20 protein-coding genes are annotated in these 20,614 nt (G+C 64.2%); 10 read left to right on the top strand and 10 right to left on the bottom strand.

Annotated elements, in window-relative coordinates; translation table 11 throughout:
- Positions 1 to 240 precede the first annotated feature (240 nt).
- Positions 241 to 651: a hypothetical protein gene (locus CH251_RS26945; RefSeq protein ID WP_143537923.1), complete on the bottom strand. Its 411-nt coding sequence runs from the start codon at positions 649 to 651 to the stop codon at positions 241 to 243.
- Positions 652 to 668: 17 nt separating this feature from the next.
- Positions 669 to 1,496, bottom strand: coding sequence for a VOC family protein (locus CH251_RS28195; RefSeq protein ID WP_306436829.1), 828 nt, complete (start codon positions 1,494 to 1,496; stop codon positions 669 to 671).
- A gap of 136 nt (positions 1,497 to 1,632) precedes the next feature.
- Between CH251_RS28195 and CH251_RS26935 the strand changes: the two genes are divergently transcribed.
- The 4 genes from CH251_RS26935 (at position 1,633) to CH251_RS26920 (ending at position 5,272) form a co-directional block, all read left to right on the top strand.
- Entirely contained in the window at positions 1,633 to 2,184 is a 552-nt protein-coding gene (locus CH251_RS26935; RefSeq protein ID WP_373454995.1) for a dihydrofolate reductase family protein, read from the top strand.
- Between the two features lie 199 nt (positions 2,185 to 2,383).
- Positions 2,384 to 2,977, top strand: coding sequence for a dihydrofolate reductase family protein (locus CH251_RS26930; protein ID WP_094615771.1), 594 nt, complete (start codon positions 2,384 to 2,386; stop codon positions 2,975 to 2,977).
- Positions 2,978 to 3,080: 103 nt separating this feature from the next.
- Positions 3,081 to 3,671, top strand: a complete 591-nt coding sequence (locus CH251_RS26925; RefSeq protein WP_094615770.1) for a TetR/AcrR family transcriptional regulator — start codon at positions 3,081 to 3,083, stop codon at positions 3,669 to 3,671.
- Positions 3,668 to 5,272: a carboxylesterase/lipase family protein gene (locus CH251_RS26920; protein ID WP_094615769.1), complete on the top strand. Its 1,605-nt coding sequence runs from the start codon at positions 3,668 to 3,670 to the stop codon at positions 5,270 to 5,272. Before CH251_RS26925 ends, CH251_RS26920 begins: the two co-directional genes overlap by 4 nt.
- Positions 5,273 to 5,410: 138 nt before the next feature.
- On the opposite strand, the gene CH251_RS27685 is transcribed toward CH251_RS26920, so the two are convergent.
- The 3 genes from CH251_RS27685 to CH251_RS26905 form a co-directional block, all read right to left on the bottom strand.
- Entirely contained in the window at positions 5,411 to 5,611 is a 201-nt protein-coding gene (locus CH251_RS27685; protein WP_094615768.1) for a hypothetical protein, read from the bottom strand.
- Between the two features lie 64 nt (positions 5,612 to 5,675).
- Positions 5,676 to 6,857, bottom strand: coding sequence for a lipase family protein (locus CH251_RS26910; RefSeq protein WP_094615767.1), 1,182 nt, complete (start codon positions 6,855 to 6,857; stop codon positions 5,676 to 5,678).
- A 248-nt stretch (positions 6,858 to 7,105) separates the two neighbouring features.
- Positions 7,106 to 7,963, bottom strand: coding sequence for an alpha/beta fold hydrolase (locus CH251_RS26905; protein ID WP_256979332.1), 858 nt, complete (start codon positions 7,961 to 7,963; stop codon positions 7,106 to 7,108).
- 296 nt (positions 7,964 to 8,259) lie between these two features.
- On the opposite strand from CH251_RS26905, the gene CH251_RS26900 reads away from it, so the two are divergent.
- Entirely contained in the window at positions 8,260 to 9,753 is a 1,494-nt protein-coding gene (locus CH251_RS26900; protein WP_094615766.1) for an MFS transporter, read from the top strand.
- A 35-nt stretch (positions 9,754 to 9,788) separates the two neighbouring features.
- Here the strand turns inward: CH251_RS26900 and CH251_RS26895 are convergent, their stop codons facing one another.
- From CH251_RS26895 to CH251_RS26885, 3 genes are all read right to left on the bottom strand, one after another.
- A complete protein-coding gene (locus CH251_RS26895; RefSeq protein ID WP_094615765.1) occupies positions 9,789 to 10,973 on the bottom strand; it encodes a PrsW family intramembrane metalloprotease in 1,185 nt (394 codons plus the stop codon).
- Entirely contained in the window at positions 10,970 to 11,596 is a 627-nt protein-coding gene (locus CH251_RS26890; RefSeq protein ID WP_094615764.1) for a hypothetical protein, read from the bottom strand. Before CH251_RS26890 ends, CH251_RS26895 begins: the two co-directional genes overlap by 4 nt.
- Positions 11,597 to 12,181: 585 nt before the next feature.
- On the bottom strand, positions 12,182 to 12,460 hold the full coding sequence (locus CH251_RS26885; protein ID WP_094615763.1) for a hypothetical protein: 279 nt from the start codon (positions 12,458 to 12,460) through the stop codon (positions 12,182 to 12,184).
- A gap of 178 nt (positions 12,461 to 12,638) precedes the next feature.
- Between CH251_RS26885 and uvrA the strand changes: the two genes are divergently transcribed.
- Complete coding sequence (gene uvrA / locus CH251_RS26880) at positions 12,639 to 15,092, top strand: excinuclease ABC subunit UvrA (protein WP_094615762.1); 2,454 nt, start codon at positions 12,639 to 12,641, stop codon at positions 15,090 to 15,092.
- A gap of 35 nt (positions 15,093 to 15,127) precedes the next feature.
- Here the strand turns inward: uvrA and CH251_RS26875 are convergent, their stop codons facing one another.
- Together CH251_RS26875 and CH251_RS26870 are read right to left on the bottom strand one after the other, a co-directional pair.
- On the bottom strand, positions 15,128 to 16,441 hold the full coding sequence (locus tag CH251_RS26875; protein WP_094615761.1) for a lipase family protein: 1,314 nt from the start codon (positions 16,439 to 16,441) through the stop codon (positions 15,128 to 15,130).
- A complete protein-coding gene (locus CH251_RS26870; protein ID WP_256979331.1) occupies positions 16,438 to 17,001 on the bottom strand; it encodes a TetR/AcrR family transcriptional regulator in 564 nt (187 codons plus the stop codon). Before CH251_RS26870 ends, CH251_RS26875 begins: the two co-directional genes overlap by 4 nt.
- Before the next feature lie 77 nt (positions 17,002 to 17,078).
- On the opposite strand from CH251_RS26870, the gene CH251_RS26865 reads away from it, so the two are divergent.
- The 4 genes from CH251_RS26865 to CH251_RS26850 are packed head-to-tail and all read left to right on the top strand — an operon-like array spanning position 17,079 to position 20,573.
- Positions 17,079 to 17,876: an SDR family oxidoreductase gene (locus CH251_RS26865; protein ID WP_094615760.1), complete on the top strand. Its 798-nt coding sequence runs from the start codon at positions 17,079 to 17,081 to the stop codon at positions 17,874 to 17,876.
- A gap of 41 nt (positions 17,877 to 17,917) precedes the next feature.
- Positions 17,918 to 18,868, top strand: coding sequence for an alpha/beta hydrolase (locus CH251_RS26860; RefSeq protein ID WP_094615759.1), 951 nt, complete (start codon positions 17,918 to 17,920; stop codon positions 18,866 to 18,868).
- Positions 18,869 to 18,910: 42 nt separating this feature from the next.
- Positions 18,911 to 19,456 carry a hypothetical protein gene (locus tag CH251_RS28340; RefSeq protein ID WP_094615758.1) on the top strand — a complete coding sequence of 182 codons (546 nt, stop codon included), beginning with the start codon at positions 18,911 to 18,913 and terminating at the stop codon, positions 19,454 to 19,456.
- Complete coding sequence (locus tag CH251_RS26850) at positions 19,449 to 20,573, top strand: GGDEF domain-containing protein (RefSeq protein WP_143544996.1); 1,125 nt, start codon at positions 19,449 to 19,451, stop codon at positions 20,571 to 20,573. Before CH251_RS28340 ends, CH251_RS26850 begins: the two co-directional genes overlap by 8 nt.
- Positions 20,574 to 20,614 lie beyond the last annotated feature (41 nt).

The following is a 20,614-nucleotide window of genomic DNA, read 5'->3' as shown; positions in this document are numbered from 1 at the left end:
TACGCGAAAGCTGCCGTGGACTTACTCGACCGTCTCGACAGCGAGCAAGCACCTCCTACGACAACATGACCCCCCGGCGGGTCAAGTCATTGCGACCGGCGGTGCTCGGATTACCTGGGGTCGGATCTATTGCCTCGAGACGGAGAACGCGATCGACGCGTCGGGCGGGCCGACTTGTCATAGTTGCGGTTCGGGATCATAGACCGGGTGGTGCGGGCCGGTCACAGACTCGGCGCGGTTTCAACCGATTCTGTCGAATCGCATCGACATCCATGTTCTCCAGGTGTCGCCGTCGAATCGTTCCCATCGAGTTGTCATGTGGCGGGTCCCGGCTCGGAAGTGGAACCAACTGCGAATACCGTTGCCTTCCAGAAGGAGTAGGTCATCGTCGTGCGACGACAGCCGCATGAGCCCGGGCTCGGAGGCTTCGTCGAATGCATACATGCGCCAGCCCCCGTCGGGGTGTGCCCCGCCGATCAGTTCGTGGGCGAGGGTTCGGTGGCCACCGATCGTGACGTCGACGTCGTGCGCAATCCACTGTCCGCCCGCCAGCGAGGTGTAGGAATCCGTACCCGCTATCTCACTTTCGAGATTCCCGTGTCTATCCACGACGGTGCCCGATGTCCGCCACCGGCCCAGAATGGGATCCAAAGTGGCCAGTGAAACCCTCACTTGCCGTTGCGGATCGCTGCGTCCAATGACGCCAGCGAATCGTCGAGGAAGCTCATCGGAACCGCCGGCATCCCGCCGATCTCCTCTCGCATTGCTGCGGAGGTGTCGCTCCAATCGTAGGTAAGGGTCACCCGGGTTCCGTCGTCGTGAGATGCCAGGTCGTAACGCCACCACCATCCGCCTGCGTCGAGTTCGCCATCGCTCCTCTTCGAACACGGCAGCCACGCGATGATGCGGTCTTGCTCGAACGCTGTGACGAGGTTGTGCATCACGTAGTGTCCGCCCGCCGCGTCCAGAAACATGTTGACCGCGAACGTGTGGCCCGGACCGGTGATCGGGGATGTGTCGACAGCGTCGCGGACCCAGTCGGTCGGTTCGGTGTGTTGGTGATTGTCGGGGTTGGTCAAGAACGCGAAGATGTCCGACGCTGCCGCGTCGACAGTGCGGTTGCTGGTGAATCGCTCCATCGGGGACTTTGTGTCGGTCAGTGATTGGGACAGGATCACGTTGTTGCCGGCAGGGTCGGTGATCACGGCGAGCTTGAACTGCCCCGAGGGCACTGTGAATGCCTCGGCGTCGATGCCGGGAGAGCCGATGTCGAGCAGTGCGGCGTCCAGATCGGGTACTCCCAGGACGACATCGTGCCCGCCGGCCCGTGCGGGGTCGTGGTAGATCTGTACTCCGCGCCCGTCACCGAGGTCCCATTCGGCGTCGGGGTCCATCGGCCGTCGGTCGAAGGTGCGGCCGAACAGCTTCGTGTACCAGTCGACAGCGGTGTCGTGATCGTCGACGAACAACACTGGCAGAGTGTCAATTATCTGCATCTCGAATCCTTCGCATCGGTGGAGATAGAACCTTGCTGAGGGTTCTGACCGAACGAAGTCCGAGAACTCACCGCGCAGGTGGAACGTGAGGTGCCTGAAACGGGCGAGAAGCGGTTGGATGCAGTGGTACTTTCCGATGATGCGCACGCTGGTTGTCACGCAGAACATCACGGTCGACGGCGTGATCGAGGCGACCGACGACTGGTTCACCTCAGCTGGGCACGACCCCGAACTCGACGCGACGCCGGCCGCGCAACGCGATGCGTCGGACGGCTTCTTGGTGGGGCGGGTGACATTCGAGGGTATGCGTGACTTCTGGGGGCCGAAAACCGACGACACGACGGGGGTGACTCAACATCTGAATCGCGTCGCAAAGTACGTCGTGTCCTCGACTATGAAGGACCCCGGGTGGACGAATTCGACTGTGCTGTCGGGAGATCTGATCGAGGAGGTCACGCGGATCAAGGCGTTGGACGGTGCCGACATCGTCTGCACGGGGAGTATCGGATTGTGTCGGGCTCTGATCGCAGCCGACCTTGTCGACGAATACAGGTTCTTCCAGTACCCGTACGCGCGTGGACGCGGCGAACGACTCTTCGACGGCACCCCGTCGCATAAACTGCGCCTGCTGGAGTGCCGAGCGTTTCGGTCTGGATCCTCTTTGGTGCGTTACGAGGTCGACCGCTGACACGTGGTCGAACGCGACTCCATTGACGACTCTGTTGCTCTGGCTCGTGCTAGGCGCGGAAAAGATATGTGCCGTGTAACCGACCATTCGCATCTGTTCGTTTTATCAAACCGTCCTTCGATGTACCGACCACATCGGCAGAAGAATGCAATCACACAGAGTGATTTCACCGAAGACATCGCGTCGGTAGCATCCGAACATGAGCACACTCGTCGTGTCCGTCCTGACGTCTCTCGATGGCAAATACGAAGGCGTCGATCACGATTTGTCCAGCATGCCGTTCGAGGACGCGTTCAACAATCACAATCTCGAGCTGTTGCGCCGGGCCGGCACCCTCGTCTATGGCAGTCGATGGTTCAGCGAGAACTGGCACAGTTGGAGTGCTGTGGCCGCTGACGGCACGGCGAACGTTCGCGACCACGAGATCGCCCGAATCGTCACCTCGACCGATTCGCTCGTCATCAGTGACTCCCTCACGGTCGCACCCGATGCTCCATGGGCGTCGACCACTCGTGTCGTTCCGCGCGCGGAGGGCCCCGCCGAGATCGAGCGCCTCAAACGCGCCGACAGCGGTGATCTGCTGATGTTCGGCAGCGCTACGACGTGGAACCCGCTGCTCGAACTGGGCCTCGTCGACGAACTGATCATCCTCGTCGGTGCCGGTCTCACTGGGGGAGGGACGTCCCTCTATACCGGCCCGGCCAGGCCCGGCTTACGACTGATCGACGCGGAGGTCCTTCCGGGCTCCGAAATCGTCCGGCTGCGCTACAACACGAGCGGAACAAACGAATAAACCAGGCGAGCAGCGGGACTCGAGCGGACTGAAGACGTGGAACGGAGTTTCGGCCTTTCTGACATGGGTGTCAGAATTTGATCGGGAGTGCTAAATTGACGTCATGGACCATACGTTCCTTCAATCGGCACGACGCGCTCAACTCGTCGATGCTGCGATCGACGTTCTGGCCGACGTGGGTGCCGAACAGGCATCGCTGGTGCGGATAGCCGAATGCGCGGGTGTCAGCCGCGGGGTCGTGAACTACCACTTTCCCGGGGGACGTCGCGAGTTGTTCGAGGCAGCTGTGGACGCCATTTACGACCTGGGCCGCCGGGAAGTGCAGCCGGATACCCTGTCGGCGCAGTCGCCCCGCGACAGCGTTGCGTCGTTCGTTCGAGGGAGCATCGCGTTCTACGCCCACAACCCGCGTCACCTTCGGGCTCTCACCGCCATCTACACCAGCCGCACCGGGGACAGCCTGCGGCGGGAGGAGCGACCTGAGCATGCGGCCGAGATGATGACGACCGCCGGCCTGCTCCGGGACGGTCAGGTGGCCGGTCAGATGCGCGAGTTCGACGTGACACTCATGGCCCTGACCATCCGCGCGATCCTGGACACCGCGGTCGGATTGACCGCAGCGGGAGCCGACCCGGTTGTGCTTGCCGACGAACTGGTCAGCACCATCGACGCGGCCACGCGGGTGATCTCGTGAGGCGCACACTGGCAGTCGTCGCCGCGACGGTGCTGGTCGCCACTGGCTGTTCGTCGGTGGGCAACAACGCGGCGACCGGGTCGGATCTGGTGGTGGACACCACGACGGGGACCCTGCAGGGGGTGGCCGTGGGAGAGACGCGCCAGTTCCTCGGTGTTCGGTACGCGCAGCCGCCGACCGGTGACCGCCGGTGGACCCTGCCCGAACCGGTTACCGATACCGATGACGTCCTCGATGCCACCCGGGCGGGGTCACCGTGTCCACAAACGGGAGAGACTGCGCAGGCAGTCTCGTCGACCGACGAGGATTGCCTGTTCCTGAATGTCACCGTGCCGGCCCGAGCGAGCGAGACACCGCGCCCGGTCATGGTGTGGTGGCACGGTGGCGGTTTCACCAGTGGAGCCGGCGCGCCGTACGACGCTCAGCGGCTCGCCGATCAGGGTGACGTCGTCGTGGTGACTGCGAACTATCGGCTCGGAATGCTCGGCTATCTCGGATTGCCCGGACTCGACCAGTCCGGAAACTTCGGTCTCGCAGACCAATTGGCTGCTCTGCGTTGGGCCAACGACAACGCCGAGGCGTTCGGCGGCGACCCCGACTCGATCACTGTGTTCGGTGAATCGGCCGGCGGAACGTCCGTCTGCGCCGCGCTGACATCGCCCGCTGCGGTAGGCCTCGTCGACAGGGCCATCTTCTCCTCCGGCTCGTGCAGCCTTGCGTGGCCCGCTGGAACGCTGTTCCCCGGCCTACCCGCGTCATCATCTCTGATTTCGTTGTCCGACAGCGAAGCTCAGGGTTCTGCGGCTGCTGCTGCGCTCGGGTGTACCGACCCCGACCCGCTGGGGTGCCTACGCGCACAACCCGTCGATGCCCTACTGGGGCAAGCCGCGTTGTTCGGAAACCCGATCGCGTACGGGACCGAACTGCTTCCGCAGCAACCGTCGACAGCAGTCCAGCAAGGGAATTGGCTGAAGGTTCCCGTCCTGTCCGGCGGCAATCGCGACGAACACCGCTCGTTCATCGGCGGACTCCTGCTCACCGACCCGACCGCAGTGACCGCGGAGAATTACGAGTCCTTGATTCAGAGCTCTTTCCCAGCCGACGTGGGAGCGGTGAGCGCTACGTATCCGCTCGGTGACTACGAGTCGGCTCCCGTTGCGTGGGCCACCGTGGTCACCGATGTGGCGTGGGCATGCACGACATCGCGCGGTGCCCGCGAATTGGCCGCCGATGAAACACCGGTGTACAGCTATGAATTCGCTGACCGGAGTGCACCCGATGTGAGCGGCGTGGCGTCATCGGGTGTGCCCCAGGGGGCGGCGCACGCCACCGACCTGCCGTACCTGTTCGATCTCGGCAGCGAAGATCTGCTCACCGAACCCGGACAACGCGAGCTCGGTGACGACATGGTGGCCGCCTGGGCCGCGTTTGCCCACACCGGTACTCCCGGTGGGGCCGACGATGCCGAGTGGCCCGTCACCACCGGTACCGAAACCCCGGTCATGCAATTCGACAATCCGGTCACCGGGTCGGGCGTGCACCTCGTCGATCATCGCGCGGAGCATCACTGCGAGCTCTGGGACGCGATCACCCCAGAGTGAGGGTCGAGCCGTGCATCGTTCAACGTCCTCGACTGGAGGGTCAGCTCGCCCGAAACACGAACCTGCTCGGCTCGACCTGGTCTCGGGTCGGAAATGCGTAAGCGCGGGTGGGACGCAGCTCCCAGGCGCCGTGTTTCATCAGGAGCTGGACAACGCACCGAGCGTGATCGGGAACCCGGCCACGAACACCACGCTCCGGAACACCCCACCGTCGAGCATGCCCATCGCGAGCAAAACCACGCACGCCAGAATTGCAGCATTCAATGGGCCCGCGTCCGGGGGCGCGCCCAACCGCGACACGATGGCCGACCTCCCGGAGGCGACCTCGCCGCGGCGCATCGGGTGTTCACCGCCATGATCGACGCGATGCGGACCCACCACGCCGAACTCGGCGGGCGGCGAGTTAACTCGAACCGTGGACCGCGAATTGTTCTGCGGTCCAACGCAACACGAACGGCAGACCGGTCATGGCGCCGATGAAGTGGTCGCCTGCCACGGGCTCGTAGTGCACGTTGGCACCCTTGCTGCGCCACTGCTCGATCAGGGCAGTCACCCCGGCCTCGGGGATGAAGCGATCGCCGATCCACTTGCTCGCGGAACCGTGGAAGAACGCGACCGGCGCCGACGGCGCGTCCGCGCCCGGACGGTTCGCGGCGATCACTCGCCGCGCGATGTCGGAGTCGAACGGGTCGGGCTCGGACGCCAAGTCTTCGATTCGCATGCGTGCCAACCCGCCCAAGGCCAGGGGGAGGACGGACATGTCCTTCACCCAGGACGCCAACAGCAGCGCCTTCGGGCCGAACAACTCGACCATCTCGGGGTGCTCACGCGCGAGACCCATACTCGCCGCGCCCAGCAGGCCGGCCGCGACGGTGCCGTTCATGGTGTCGAGGAGCATCGAGAAGTCGGTGGGCGTTCCACCGGCGACGGCACCCGCCAACCTCACGTCGGGCGCGTACCTCGGGTGCAGTTGCGCCGTCCACGTGGTGGCGATCGCGCCGCCGCTGTAGCCGTAGGCCACAACTGGGCTGTCGGCGAGCTCCGGGGCGACGACCGTCATCCCGCGTAGCGAGTCCAGGACGGCATGCCCGGCCATCGTGCCTTCGGAGTACGACATCCGCGGGCCTTGGTGATCGGCGACGAGGACGGCGTATCCGCGGGCGAGCCAGAGCGGCATCACCGGCGGGAGGTCGGCACCGACGCCGTGCACGAGCCGGTACGACGGCGTGCTCTTGGCTCCGAGGGAATCGATGGCCACGTTGTGGGCAACGACGGGCCGCGGTCCGCGCCCGGTCCACGGCCGCTTCGGAATCAGCAGCGAGGCGGTGACGCCGGCGGGCAGACCTCGCGCGTCGGTAGATCGCACCATGAACTGATGCAGGGCGGTTCGCGGCCGGGGCACCAGACCGCGGGTCGTGCGCTGCCGAATCACCGCACCGGGTGCGAGGTCCTCGATGCCGGGAGGGGTGAGGAAGAAGGCGTCGTTGCCGATCGGGGTTGGAAGGATCGCGGCGTGGGGATCGTCCGGAGGCTCCAGGGGCAGTCGTTTGGTCAATACGCGATCGAGCACACCGAACAGAGTCATGATCCCCCGACATTCTTCTTTAGCCGTACCGATCCCCGCGGTCACCGTACAGTGCGAGGCGGTCGGTGAACGCAAAATAGAGAAGTCCCCGCGGCCCTTGGCTCCCTCGAAATCTGCACAGTGTCGTTTCGAGACCGACTGGGAGCACGGGAGTTCGTACGAATCCAGCGTTGTGAAACGAGAACGGCGGCTTCCCGCCCTCTCTATCGCTGCTTCGGATACAGCTGGCGGTGACCAGACAACAGGTGTCAGTGCAGGGCGCTCAGTAGCACGGCATCGAGTTCCCCGGCGGGCAGCATCGGCAACATGTGGTGGCTGCAACCGGGCAGGACGACGGTACTTGCGTTCGGGAGAACCTTCCCCACTGCGTCGGCAGCACGAGAACTGTTGTGCACCTTGCTCTCGCCGGCAAAGACGACGGTGACGTACGCGGAGAGCGTCGTCCATCGATCTCCCTTGGGGTGCCGTGGGACCACTGGTTTCGCCGACGGGAAGTCGGTGCCTCGCTCGGTGAGATCGAGCCAGTCGGTGTCGACCGGCGCGTTCCGCGTTTCCCACCGGATCAGAGAACGCATACGTTCGCGAGTCGGTCGCACCAGAAGTGGCACGGCGTGCAGAAGGTACGCCAGGCGCATGCCGGCGAAACACGAAGGGGGATCCAGCAGGACGAGTGCGCCGACGCGCTCCGGTCGGTGCAGCGCGTACGCGAGCGCCACCGTTGCCCCGTACCCATGTCCGACCACCGAAGTTCTCGGGGCATCGAGGGTTTCGAGAACGTGATCGAGCCAGGACATCAGGTCATCGACCGTGCGGATCGGTGTCTCACCGACCACGCTTCGTCCGGGATCACCCATCGGGTCGATTGCGAAGACCCGGTTCTCTCGGGCTAGGGCCGCGATGTTGGCGAACCAGACGGTCGAGGTTGCTCCGCCACCGGGCAGCAGCACCACCGGAGGTCCGTCGACGGGTCCGGAGGCGTTGACTCGGGTTGTGCCGTAGTCGGATTCGACGTCGATGGCGTCGATGGGCAGCGGCCATTTCGCCAGAACACGGTCGTAAGCCGAAAAAAATCCCTCGGCTGCGGGGCTATCACTGAACCGACTCACTGGACCTCCCAAATGCCTCGACAATCGAGATATTAGATCATCGTAATAAATTGGACAACACTCCTCCGGGGGTCTGTGATCCGGAAGAGTTTGCGGTGTAGATGATTTCGCTGTTCGAACCGCAATGGCGAGTAGGCGCGGCACTAGCCGCCGATCAGCAGTCCAGCAACGAAGTCGGGTTCCCCTTGCCTGTTGCTGGCTGTTAGAGTCGGATCACCGGAAGTAAAAGCGAGGGCTTCAGCCCCGTTCATACGCCGCTCACCGAGCTGCCACTTCTCCTTTGGATGGAGACGTGTATGCGCCTGAAAAATGAGCGACCAGCCAACACAGACGAGGCGCAGACCTCTTCGACGCGGCACCGTCCGCAGACGCTGAAAGCCGCCGCGGTGGCACTGGCCGGCCTTTCTGCAGTGTTTCTTTTCGAGATGCTCGACAACTCGATCGTCAACGTTGCCCTACCCACCATCGGGCGTGAACTCGGTGCATCGACCACCGCGTTGCAGTGGGTCTCCGGTGTGTACGCGGTCGTTTTCGGGGGACTGATGCTGCTGTTCAGCGCCATCGCAGACCGATTCGGCCGACGCCGAGTAATGCTGGTCGGCCTGACATTGCTGGCGCTCGCCAGCGCGGCTACCGCCCTCGTCGAGACTCCTGAGCAGCTCATCGCAGTCCGCGCCGTGATGGGCGTCGCCGCAGCCATGACCACCCCCGGCTCCATGGCGCTCGCGTTTCGGCTCTTCGATCAGGAGTCCTTACGCGTTCGAGCCCTCACCCTGATTTCGACAGTCGGCCTGGTCGGGTTGGCGATCGGACCGACCGCAGGAGGCTTCGTTCTCGCCTTCGCGCCCTGGCAGGTCCTGCTCCTGATCAACGTACCCATCGCGATTCTCGCGTTCGTCGGAATCCGCATGGGCGTCGCGAAAGACCTCCCAGAGGAGTTGCACCGCGACCCCCTCGATGTCGCTGGGGCGGTGCTCGGCACAGCCACCATCGTCCTGGCACTCCTCGCGCCGACGCTGTTCGTCGAGGTGGGTCCCGATTCGTGGATGCCGTGGGCAGCAACTGCCGGAACCCTTTCCGCAGCAGCAGTCTTCGTCGTCCGCGCTCGCATAGCGAGGTACCCGCTCCTGGACCTCGAACTCGTTGCGCTGCCCCTCGTGTCCAGCGGTCTTGCCTACAAAGCCGCGTCCGGGCTCGCCGTTGCCGGCCTCGGCTACATGGTCACACTGCAGCTGCAGTTCGTATGGAGATGGTCGCCTGCCCTCGCATCGATAGGGATGCTCCCTCAGGTCGTCGTGCTGCTCTTCAGCGGCCGCCTCGTCGCGCCGTTCCTGCGACGAGTGGGGATGAACCACGCCGCCTGGATGAGTGGGGCGGCGGTAGTGCTCGGGTTGGCGGTCTTCGCCGTAGGTAGCCGATTCGGCTATGTCTGGGTCGCTCTTGCCCTCGTCCTCGTCGCGGTAGGTATGCGCATAGTCGGTGTCGTCGCAGGTACCAACGTCATGACCGGTCTCCCCGAGAGCCGCACCACCATCAGGGCCGCCATGGTCGACACGTCGAGTCAGGTCGCCACCGGCGTCGGGATCACCGTCACCGGCACCATCATCGCGGCGCTCTTCACGGGCAACATCTCGAGTACCACGTGGAGCGTCGAGCAAGCGGCCTCGTTCCAAACCGGAGTCACAGTGGCGGGGTTCGCCATCACCACGGCGGCGGCAGCACTGGTGTTGCTTGGGATGAGCCGGGCGCGGGCAAGTCGTGGCGCACCAGTTGGCCCTGGGGCACGGTGACGACCTGCATGCCCTGGTTCCGGTCCGGTTGTCGGTCAGCCGGCCTTGACGCGCAGACGCTCGATCTCGGAGCGAGAGTGGCGCACGGCCTCGGTGTCGGCTCCGTTGTCGTTTGCAAGGTCATGGGCGAGGTCGAGAATTGCCCGACGTAGGTGCTTGCGTGCTCGGCGCGACTTGTGGTGGGGCGCGGACTTGATGAACGCCTTGCGCGCTTTCTTGTCCAGGATGCCGTCGACCTCGGCGTCGGTCACGGTTCCTGCTTCGACCTCGGGGGCGAGGATGTCGCGGACGAACTGGTACTCGCGCGGCGCTGCTCGCCGGAACGCGATCGTCAGCACCGTGAACCCGAGCACGATGGAGCCGAGCATGACGGGGAAGGTCAGGATGCCACCTCGGCCGAGACCGCCGGCGTCGTCCCAGGTGAAGTGCAGAAACATTCCGACCAACACGAACGCCACACCGCGGCCGATCCGGCGTGGCTGGGCCGCCGTGCCGAGGATGTAGATGACACCGGTGCAGACGAGGGCACTGAACAGCGGGTGAGAGACGAAGCTGACCGCTATGCGCGTGAACGACATCTGCACGGCGTGGTCGACCGGATCGGTACCGAACGCCTGAGCTGTGGAGTTGGCGGCATAGAGGAAGTCCTCGAAGATCGCGAATCCGAGCCCGATGAACGCGCCGACGATCAGACCGTCGTTCGCGGTCCGAATCAATCGCGGGGCAAGGCTCATGAGGAGTATGAATCCGCAGAGCTTCGCGGCCTCTTCGGTGATCGGTGCGGTGGCTCCGGCTGCCCAGTTGGCACTCCACACTTGACCGAAAAGCTTGTTGTAAATGCTGATCATTGCGTTGTTCGCGGTGAGGGCGAATGCGAAGGTGGCCGGAATTGCGCCCCACACGAGCGCGGCGAGGATGAGTCGGCCCGGTTGGCGTTCCCATCGGTCGATATGACGGAACCAGGCGAACCACGCCAGCCCGCACAATCCGCACAGCACTGCCGAAATCGCGAAGGCGTCGGCGTACAACCCGGCCTTGGGTGCGAAGTACGCCCACACCTGGAACGCGCCGATTCCGGTCAGCACGACGAACACCCAGAAGCAGAGATTGTGGGGTTGCACGAAGTGGAAGCGCTCACCCCACCCGGAGACCTCCATTGCTCGAGCCTGCCGTTGCCGGGCCTCGGAGCTGCGTGGGGTGTCGGTGCCGGTCTCGGTCATGAGTTGTTCCCGTCGACGGTGCGGATACTGGCGATCATGGTCTGGATGTTGTCGACGGCCGCGGTCATCTGAGCGGGAGGACCGTAGGCGGTGATCTTCAGCCCCCTGCCGGCGATGACGAATGCTGCGACCACACCGTCCCCGGTCACGCTGCTGTAGGGCTGCGCGACACCGCTCTCGCCTGACGTCGTGGTGAGAGTGGTCCTGTCGCCGTCGACCCTGAAGGTCGGGTCGTCGGTGCGGGATGTGACCTTCTCCACTTGGTCCAACAATTCGTCCGGAGTGCCCTCGAACGTGTCCGACGAGATCTGGAAGGTGACGCCCTTCCCAGCGACGGTGGCGTCACCGGAACGACGGCTTTCGTCGTCGACACGAAAGCCGGCCTCGACATCCCAGCCGGTGGTCGGCGTGAAGACGACGGAGTCCGTGAGCGCGAGTTGCTCACCGGCGAGAACGGGGTCATCCCAGCCGATGGCCGCGTCGACACGTGGGAGGATCACGGTCCAGACGACAAAGATCGCGACGACGAAGAGTGCCGGTGGAAACGTGCGTCGGTCGAGACCGAGCACACGATGCTCCGCCGGCACCCGATGTTTGTGTGTCGCAGCATGTATCTGTGTCACGGGTACTCCTCGGTGCTGAGTGTCGTTCGTACCCGCCCACGGACCTCATGATCGGTGCAGTCCAGCAGAGGTGGAATGAGCAGGGTGGTACTTGCTGTTCGGTGTGAACAAGAAAATTCGATCGGTGTGCAGCAACGAAGCTGCGGTCCCTCATTGCCAGATTCATTGATATCAAGGCAAGTGAAAATCCGTTGTGGCTCTGCTCGAAAAAAACCGAAAGTACATTTACTTCGAGAAAATCGGAAGTTCGACGCGTCGAAATACGGCAATAGCATGCCGTGTTCTGCCTTCGATTTCCGCGAAGGATTCGGGAGCCACCATAATTCTTTGTAGGTGAACCGTACGAAAGGGTCGGCGGATATTCGATCCAGCATTGTTCACGGGATGCAGCCAGGGCGGGAGCGTAGGCGGCCGTCGGTGATGATCCGATCCTCGATGTGGCCCTTGCGAAGGCTGACTACTCGGGTGCCTGCGACCGTGCGTCGTTCGATGGCCGGCAGGTGGATGGACGACGTCGGTTGGCGAGAGGTATTGCATAGCAACCGATAACAAAGGTTTTCGTGGCACTGCTCACTCTGTCATCGTTCACACGATGGTGGCCGCGTACGCCACGAACACCACGAACATGGCCGCGCCGCCGAGGGCTGCGCCGATCATGGCCTCGCGGCCATTTGTCGCGAGGCCCTTCTCGTCCCGGCTCACCCCGACCCACCCGCACACCACAGCGGCGACACCGGTCGGGACAGCTACGAAATCTCCGATGAAGGGTACGAACGCGCAGATCAGAGCGATGATGCCCAGGATCACCGCGGCACTGCCGGCACCGTTGCGAAACAGCGGCCGTGTGCTGTACTCCTCGGCCATGCCGTCTCCTTCTTCACGGTCCTGATGCAGTGGTTGGATGCCCGTTCGTCGCTCGCGGCACGACGAGCAGACCCACCCGAAAACATACCCTCGATCTCCTCGTGGGCGCGATGGCACCGATGCATCGCATCTCGCACTTCTGGGCCCTCGGCTCGAGGATGCCAGCTAGGCTCGTTCGGTGACGGACTCAACGTGGGACGGGTACGTCCGTGTGCGCGGCGCTACCGAGCACAACCTGGCAGCTGTCGATGTCGACATACCCCGCAATGCATTCGTCGCGTTCACCGGAGTGTCGGGGTCAGGAAAGTCGTCACTGGCTTTCAGCACGTTGTACGCCGAAGCGCAGCGACGCTACTTCGAGTCGGTCGCCCCCTACGCGCGTCGACTGCTTCAGCAAGTGGGGGCACCCCACGTCGCCTCCATCACCGGCCTTCCCCCTGCCGTTGCCCTGCAGCAACGCCGGGGTTCGCCCAGCTCCCGCTCCAGCGTCGGCACCATCACCACCATGTCGAACCTCCTGCGCATGCTCTACTCCCGGGCCGGTACCTATCCCGACGGTGCGCCGCTGCTGTCGGCGGAAGCGTTTTCACCCAACACTGTCGCCGGGGCCTGCCCGCGATGCGGCGGGTTGGGCGAGTTCCATGATGTGACAACGGAATTGCTCGTTCCCGATACGTCGCTGAGCATTCGTGAGGGCGCGATCGCGGCGTGGCCGGGTGCCTGGCAGGGCGCGAACCTGCGCAGCATCGTCAGCGGCATGGGTATCGACATCGACGTACCGTGGCGCACGCTGAAGAAGAAGGACCGAGAGTGGCTTCTCTTCACCGACGAGCACCCCAAGGTGTGGATCGAACCGGAAGAGGGCCGAGTCGACCACAGTTACGAAGGCAAGTTCTGGAGCGCCCGCAGCCATGTCATGCATGTTCTGTCCGACTCGAACAGCGAGCGCATGCGAGAACGCGCCCTGCAATTCACCGAGACCGTCCGCTGCCCGATGTGCTCCGGCAGTGGACTGCGCGCCGACGCGCTGGCCGTCACCATCGCGGGCCGCTCGATCGCCGAGATCAATGCGCTCTCACTGACAGAACTTGCCGCCGTACTGCGCCCGATAGCCGAACAGTCGGGTGAGACCACGGAGGTGGCGGTACGCATCACCGCCGACCTGCTGGCCAGGATCGACGTGTTGCTCGAGTTGGGCCTGGGATATCTGGCGCTCGGCCGTAGCTCGACGACGCTGTCGCCCGGCGAGACGCAGCGGTTGCGGATCGCCACTCAGCTCCGTTCGGGTCTGTTCGGGGTGGTGTACGTGTTGGACGAACCCTCCGCAGGACTGCATCCCGCCGATGCCGAGCCACTGCTCGACGTCCTGGACCAGCTGAAGGCGTCGGGAAACTCCTTGTTCGTCGTCGAACACGACATGGACGTGGTGCGCCGCGCCGACTGGGTGGTCGACATCGGACCCGCAGCGGGTGAGGGCGGCGGACGGGTGCTGTACAGCGGTCCCGTCGCGGGTTTGGAGGAGATCGAGGAGTCGGTCACCAGTAGGCACCTCTTCGGTCGAGCGGAATCCGTGCAGCGGGAGGCGCGCCCCACCCAGGGCTGGCTCACTCTGGCCGGGGTCACCCGGCACAATCTGCGGGAGTTGACGGCGGAGTTCCCACACGCGGTCCTGACGGCAGTAACGGGTGTGTCGGGCTCCGGCAAGTCGACACTCGTCAGCCAGGTCTTGTTCGAGGTGGCGCGCCACCGACTCGAGACCGCGGCAGACGAGGACGACGGCATGCAGATCGAGGTCGACGTGGCCGAGGTCTCCGGAATCGAGACGTTCACCCGCCTGGTCCGGGTGGATCAACGGCCCATCGGCCGAACCCCCCGATCGACACTGGCCACCTACGTCGGAATGTTCGACATCGTCCGCAAACTGTTCGCCGGCACCGAGGAGGCCAAGGCCCGCGGATGGGCACCCGGACGGTTCTCCTTCAACGTCGCGGACGGACGATGCCCCACCTGCCAGGGCGACGGTTTCGTCGAGGTGGAGCTGCTGTTCCTCCCCGGCACCTATGGCCCCTGCCCCACCTGTCACGGTGACCGGTACAAACCGGAGACTCTCGAAATAACGTGGCGCGACAGGACAATTGCCGAGGTGCTGCACATGTCGGTGGACGAGGCTGCGATGTTCTTCGCCGACATCACGGGAGCATCCCGCAGTCTGGAGACGTTGCGCGACATCGGGCTCGGTTACCTTCGACTCGGTCAACCCGCCACCGAGCTGAGCGGCGGTGAAGCGCAGCGCATCAAGATTGCCACCGAATTGCAGCGCACCCGTCGCGGCACTGCCCTGTATCTTCTGGACGAACCGACCGCAGGGCTGCATCCCGCCGACGTCGCACTGCTCATGCGCCAACTGCACCTACTTGTCGACGCGGGCAACACCGTGGTGATGGTGGAACACGACCTGGATGCCATAGCCTCCGCAGACTGGGTCATCGATCTCGGTCCCGGCGGCGGCGACAACGGGGGCACCGTGGTCGCAACCGGGACGCCTGCCGAAGTCGCGGTGTCCCCGGACAGCATCACGGGACCGTATCTTGCTCGACGGCTCCGATCCTCGACTGCCGCTTCGTCCAATTGAGCTTCAGCATCTCCGGGTCTCGATGTGGTTGTGTATCAACCGATTCGGCCGGCGAATGCGCGTCCGGTGGATACCGCGAGTCCGAGCAATCCGCGCAGCCCCGGCACAGATCCGGCCAGTGACCACACGGTGATCGTCGACGATTCGTCGGTCGGCTTGCCCGCGAAGCGATCCGAGAGCCAATCCAGAGTGATGGGGGCCGCGATCGGGTGCAGCGACAGGTGTTCGCTGAGACGATCGCGGATGTAGGTGACGTTCGCTCCCGCAGCGCGATACCGGCGTACTTGCCCGTCCACGTCGTCGACGTCGATCATCGGATCATGCACCGCCTGCACCACGAGCAGCGGAAACTCGGGTGCCGACTTGCCGGGCTGGATATCCTGAAAAATCTGCACCATCTCGGGTGCCGCCAGGAGGTCTGCCATCGGCATATCGAGGTGCCGCTCCAGATCGTGCATCACCATGGACGCGACGGCGTGCACTGTCGTCTTGCGGTGCAGAGATGAGAGGGTTTCGAGCCCCGCCGCGGCAACGTGTTCGCGAACGAGGCGGTCGAGTACGGGGTAGGTGCGACGGAGGCCCTCCACCACCATCGCGGGCAGCGCCGCGAAGATGGTGCCGTTGAGGCGGGAGAATGCAGATCCGGGGTCGCCGACGGGCGATCCGAGTGCAGCGCCGACGACGTCGAGTTCAGGGGCGTAGTCGGCTGCAACCTCCGCGGCCCATGACGTCGCCAACCCGCCGCCCGAGTACCCCCACAGCGCGACAGGGGTGGTGGCTGTGAGGTCGAGCGGCTCGAAAGACAGTGCCGCGCGGACGCCGTCGAGCGTGCAGTAACCGGGCTCGATCGGGGCTCCCCACAGCCCGTCCATGCCCTCGTGATCGGGGAGGGACAGAACCCATCCGCGGCGCAGTGCGTACAGGATGATCATGAACTCGAACTGCGGTACGGAGCCGACGGCTCGAGCGCCCGCCCGCAGAACATAGGACGGGAAACACCGATCCGACACGGCGTCGATCGCGCACTGATAGGACAGCAGTGCTCGCTCCGATTGCGCTCGCCCCCCGACCGGAAGAACCACCGTCGTGACCGCGACACGCGCTGCCCCGTCGAGGCTGGTGGTCCGGTACAGAAGTTGCCACGCCGACACTTTCTGCCGAATGACACCGAACAACGCGAGGGTCACCGCGCGGGACCGCAACACGGTTCCCGGCTCCGTGTGCTCGAAACCGGCAGGGGCCCGATAGAACGGGTCCATGCTGGGAATCGCGATGATCGATTCCGAGTCGGCGTGGTCGGCTGCGACTCGCGGACGACCGGTCGACGCGGTATCGGGTTCGGTACTCATAGTGGATTACTTCCTGATGAGGGTGCGATGGTGTCGACTAGTTGCTCGATGACTGCTCGGGAGACTTCTGGCGACGCCGCGTGAGTCAGCAATCCCTCGACGACGAACGTACCGATACGGAGCATGGCATCGGCCGCCTCTCCGGACAGTCCTGCAGCCGCGATATCGGCGGCGAACAGCGATTCCGCGAAGGCATGAAACCCGTTGTGCCACTGATCGATGGCCTCGGACTCGGTCACCCGATCGTGCACGGTGGAGACCAGTGGGCCGACTCTGCGGAGCCGCTCCACCAGCCAGAACAGCCGGTCGGCAAGTGGTAGATCGACGATCTGGAGATAGTCCGTGGCGTCCTCGGCGGCGATTGCCGTCAGAACAGCGACCAGGATGTCGTCCTTGTCTCCGAAGTACCAATACAGCGTGTTCGCAGTGACGCCTGCTGCTTTTGCCAGACGGCTGATCGAGGTGCGATCGAAGCCGTCGGATACGAACATTTCGCGGGCGGCGACCACGATGTCCTCGCGCTTGCTCTCCCGGTCGTGAAGTCCGCGATTCCTGGGCATACGACCAACCATATCTTGAATGGTCTTCAAGACCCTGCTACCGTCCTTGAATACCATTCAAGAGTGGAGGCCCGTCGATGGCGAAGACCGGAAGAACCGCGCTGATAACCGGAGCATCAGCGGGCATAGGCGCGGCATTTGCTCGACACCTCGCCGCCGAAGGGCACAACCTCGTGCTCGTCGCGCGACGCGAGGACCGGCTCACCGCCCTGGCGGACGAGCTGTCGTCTCGGCACGATGTGCGATGCGACGTCGTGCCCGCGGATCTCGCCGATCGCGCTGCGCCCCGGGCCATCGTCGAAGAAACGAGATCCCTCGGCGTCGACGTCGACATCCTCGTCAACAACGCGGGCATGTCGGGGAACTCCACGTTCGCAGATGCGCCGTTCGACGCACTCGCCGCGGAGATACAGGTGATGATCACTGCCGTCACCGAACTCGCTCATCTCACGGTGCCCGGCATGAAAGAACGCGGATACGGCCGAATCGTGAATCTGTCGTCGTTGGCGGCATTGCTTCCCCCTGGTGCAAGTCTGCTGTACACCGGAATCAAGTCCTATGTGCTCGACATCTCGCAAGCACTCGACATGGAGTTGCGGCCGCATGGCATCCACGTGACTGCGCTCTGCCCCGGCTTCACCCACAGTGAGTTCCACGACGTGATGGGAACCCGAGATGCAGCGACCTCCAAGCTGCCCGCTCTTCTGTGGCAGAGCCCCGAGGACGTCGTCCGAGAAGGTTGGCGTGCCGTGAACAACGGCACGCCGGTGTGCGTGCCCGGGATGGTCAACAAGGTGACTGCTGCTGCCGCGAAGCCGATTCCGACTCGCATCGGCTACTACCTCGGCAAGACCCTCAACCCTTTCAAGCTGTGAGATCCGATCACCACCCTGCTGTAGAACAGAGAGACGAACGAATGACCACCGACGAACACTCCGGCTTCACCCGTACCGAAACGTCCTTCGTGTCGGACGGAGTTCGTTGCGCGGCAACGGTCTTTCGTCCCGCGGTGTCCGCCGCCATGCCACTACCTGCAATCGTGATGGCGCACGGATTCGGCTCACCTCGGGCGATGCGCCTGTACGCCTACGCCGAGCGTTTCGTCGAGGCCGGCTACGTGGTCTGCGTCTTCGACTATCGGTACTTCGGGGACAGTGAAGGCGAACCGCGCCAGTTGTTGGACGTGGATGCTCAGCTTGCCGATTGGCGACACGCAGTCGACTTCGCTCGCTCTCTCGACGGCGTCGACGAGAACCGAATCGTCGGGTGGGGCACGTCCTTCGCCGGCGGCCACGTACTCACGTTGGCGGGCAACGGCGTTCGGTTCACAGCGGTCATCGCACAGGTGCCCCACATCGACGGCATCGCCGCCGTTCGCGCCACCGGGTTCAGGCAGGCACTGCGGCTGGCACCGGCCGCCATCACCGACAGCGTCCGCGCCGCCCTCGGACGGTCACCGCACTACGTCGACAGTGTCGGGCTACCTGGCACACGCGCTGTGATGGTCTCACCCGACGCGATGAAAGGGCGTGACCGCTTGGTCCTCGAGTCGGGCCTGACCGACGGCGACTACCCCGAGACCGTGGCGGCGCGGATACTGCTGAAAATCTGGCGGTACTCCCCGGGCCGCACGATGTCGGCGATCGACTGCCCAACGCTGGTGCAGATCGCGTCCGAGGATTCCGTCACCCCGGCGTCCGTCGCGCAACGCGCCGCGGCGAAAGTTCGCAAAGCCACGGTACGCACCTATTCGGGCGGTCACTTCGATCCGTACGTCGAACCCCTGTTTTCATCGGTCATCGGTGATCAACTCGCATTCCTCGCCGACAACGTGCCCTTGAAATTGCGTACGGTTCCCTCCATCTGATCGTGCGGTTCGCTGCACCCGTCGTTCTCGGATTGGATCACCATGCCCGACGGTACGAACAACTCTGAACTTTGGCTGTTGCGAACATATTTCGGCGATGGCGACAATCCCGCGTGGACGAGCCTGACGGAGCAGGCCCGCCACACGCGATCTTCGGTGTCAGGTGCCGCGCTGGTCGTTTCCTCGGACCGAACGCAGTGTCAGCAACGTATTCGTCGGGTCCTCACGAGACTGGCCACGCGTGCCGAGGCGAACGACGGCTTGTACGTTGTCATTGCAGACAAGCAGACGTTCGTGCGCCACGATCGAATGCTGCTCACCATCGATTGTTCTGCAGTGACACGAAACACCGAACGTCTTCCCACCATCCGTATGGCCCCGCCCAGTGCATTTCGGTTGGGGATAGATGGCCGGACCCCGAGTACCGGGCGCTCGATCGAGCCGGTTCGCCGACCGACAACGGAAGCCGAACCTGCACAGTTCGATTCCGAGCGAACGGTCGCCGAACTCACGGCAAGCGTCGGCGACGCGATCCGAGCCAGTCTGCGGTGGCGAACGGAGATGACGCGAGACGGTTCCCGTGGGTAGACACCGGGAATCGCCGGGTAGAACGACGCCAACCGACATTCCGGCGGGCGCTCGGACGTACCAGGAATCTCCCGACCCGCTGCTGCGAATGGGCGTCGTCGTTCAAACACTGCTGTTCGGGCTCGTCGGCATCGGCACCACCTTCACGCAGGACGGCCCCACCGACGGTTTCGGCACCGTGCTCACCTACGCCGTGTGCATCAGTACGCTTCCCGTCGCATGGATCATGAGCAAAGCCGACTACCGGATGGACTTGTGGTCCCGCCGGGCACCGGTCAACAACTGGTTCGTCGTGTACTGCGAAGTCGGTGTCACCGTCGTGACCGCAACGTACTCCGACCCGCTGGCGGCGCTTCACGGCGCGATGCTGCTCGCGCTGGTCGGCGCGTACGCTGCCCATTTCGCCCGACCGAACGTGATCTGGTTTCACGTCGTGTGGAGCACCGTCTTCGTGCTCGTACTCGGAGCCATGGCGCTTGCCAGGGCCTCGACCGATACCGTATCGATCGCCCTGCGAGTGTTTGTGGCCGTCATTGTGATCAACGGCGCCGTCACACTGCTGTGGGCGTACTCGCGGGCGTTGTTGAAGTCCTCTCGGGTACACCTGTCCGATGCGATGACGGATCCGTTGACCGGAGTGCTGAACCGGCGGGGCCTCGAGGCCAGAGCACTCGACACCAGCGACGGCGCCGGATACCCCGCGATCCTGCTGATCGACATCGACCATTTCAAAGCAGTCAACGACCACCACGGCCATTCAGCCGGTGATGTGGCATTGAGACTGACCGCGATGCGCCTGACCATGTCTGCCGGCCGGCACGCAGTCGTCGCGAGACTGGGCGGCGACGAATTCGTCGTCCTCGTTCCTGATCCGACGCCGACCCTCGGCGAGTTCGCAGACAGGTTGCGTCGTGCCGTACACAACGTCGACGACGACATCGCGATCACGGTCAGCATCGGCGGTTCGTTGCCGCACATGGACCGCAGCACTCCCCGGGAGATATTCGACGGGACACTGGCCGCAGCCGACGCTGCGCTCTTCACTACAAAACGCAACGGCCGCAACCGCATTGCTTTGGCTCGCCCACACACCGCGGAGAGTCCGAACCGAGAGTAGTAGGTCGAGCGCACGAGTCACGGCCTGCACGGGGAGGTGAC

The sequence above is a fragment of the Rhodococcus sp. 06-462-5 genome, from assembly GCF_002258315.1.
Taxonomy (GTDB): Bacteria; Actinomycetota; Actinomycetes; order Mycobacteriales; family Mycobacteriaceae; genus Rhodococcoides.
The sequence above is the reverse complement of the archived record's forward strand: the minus strand, read 5'-3'. Positions and strand labels throughout refer to the sequence as shown.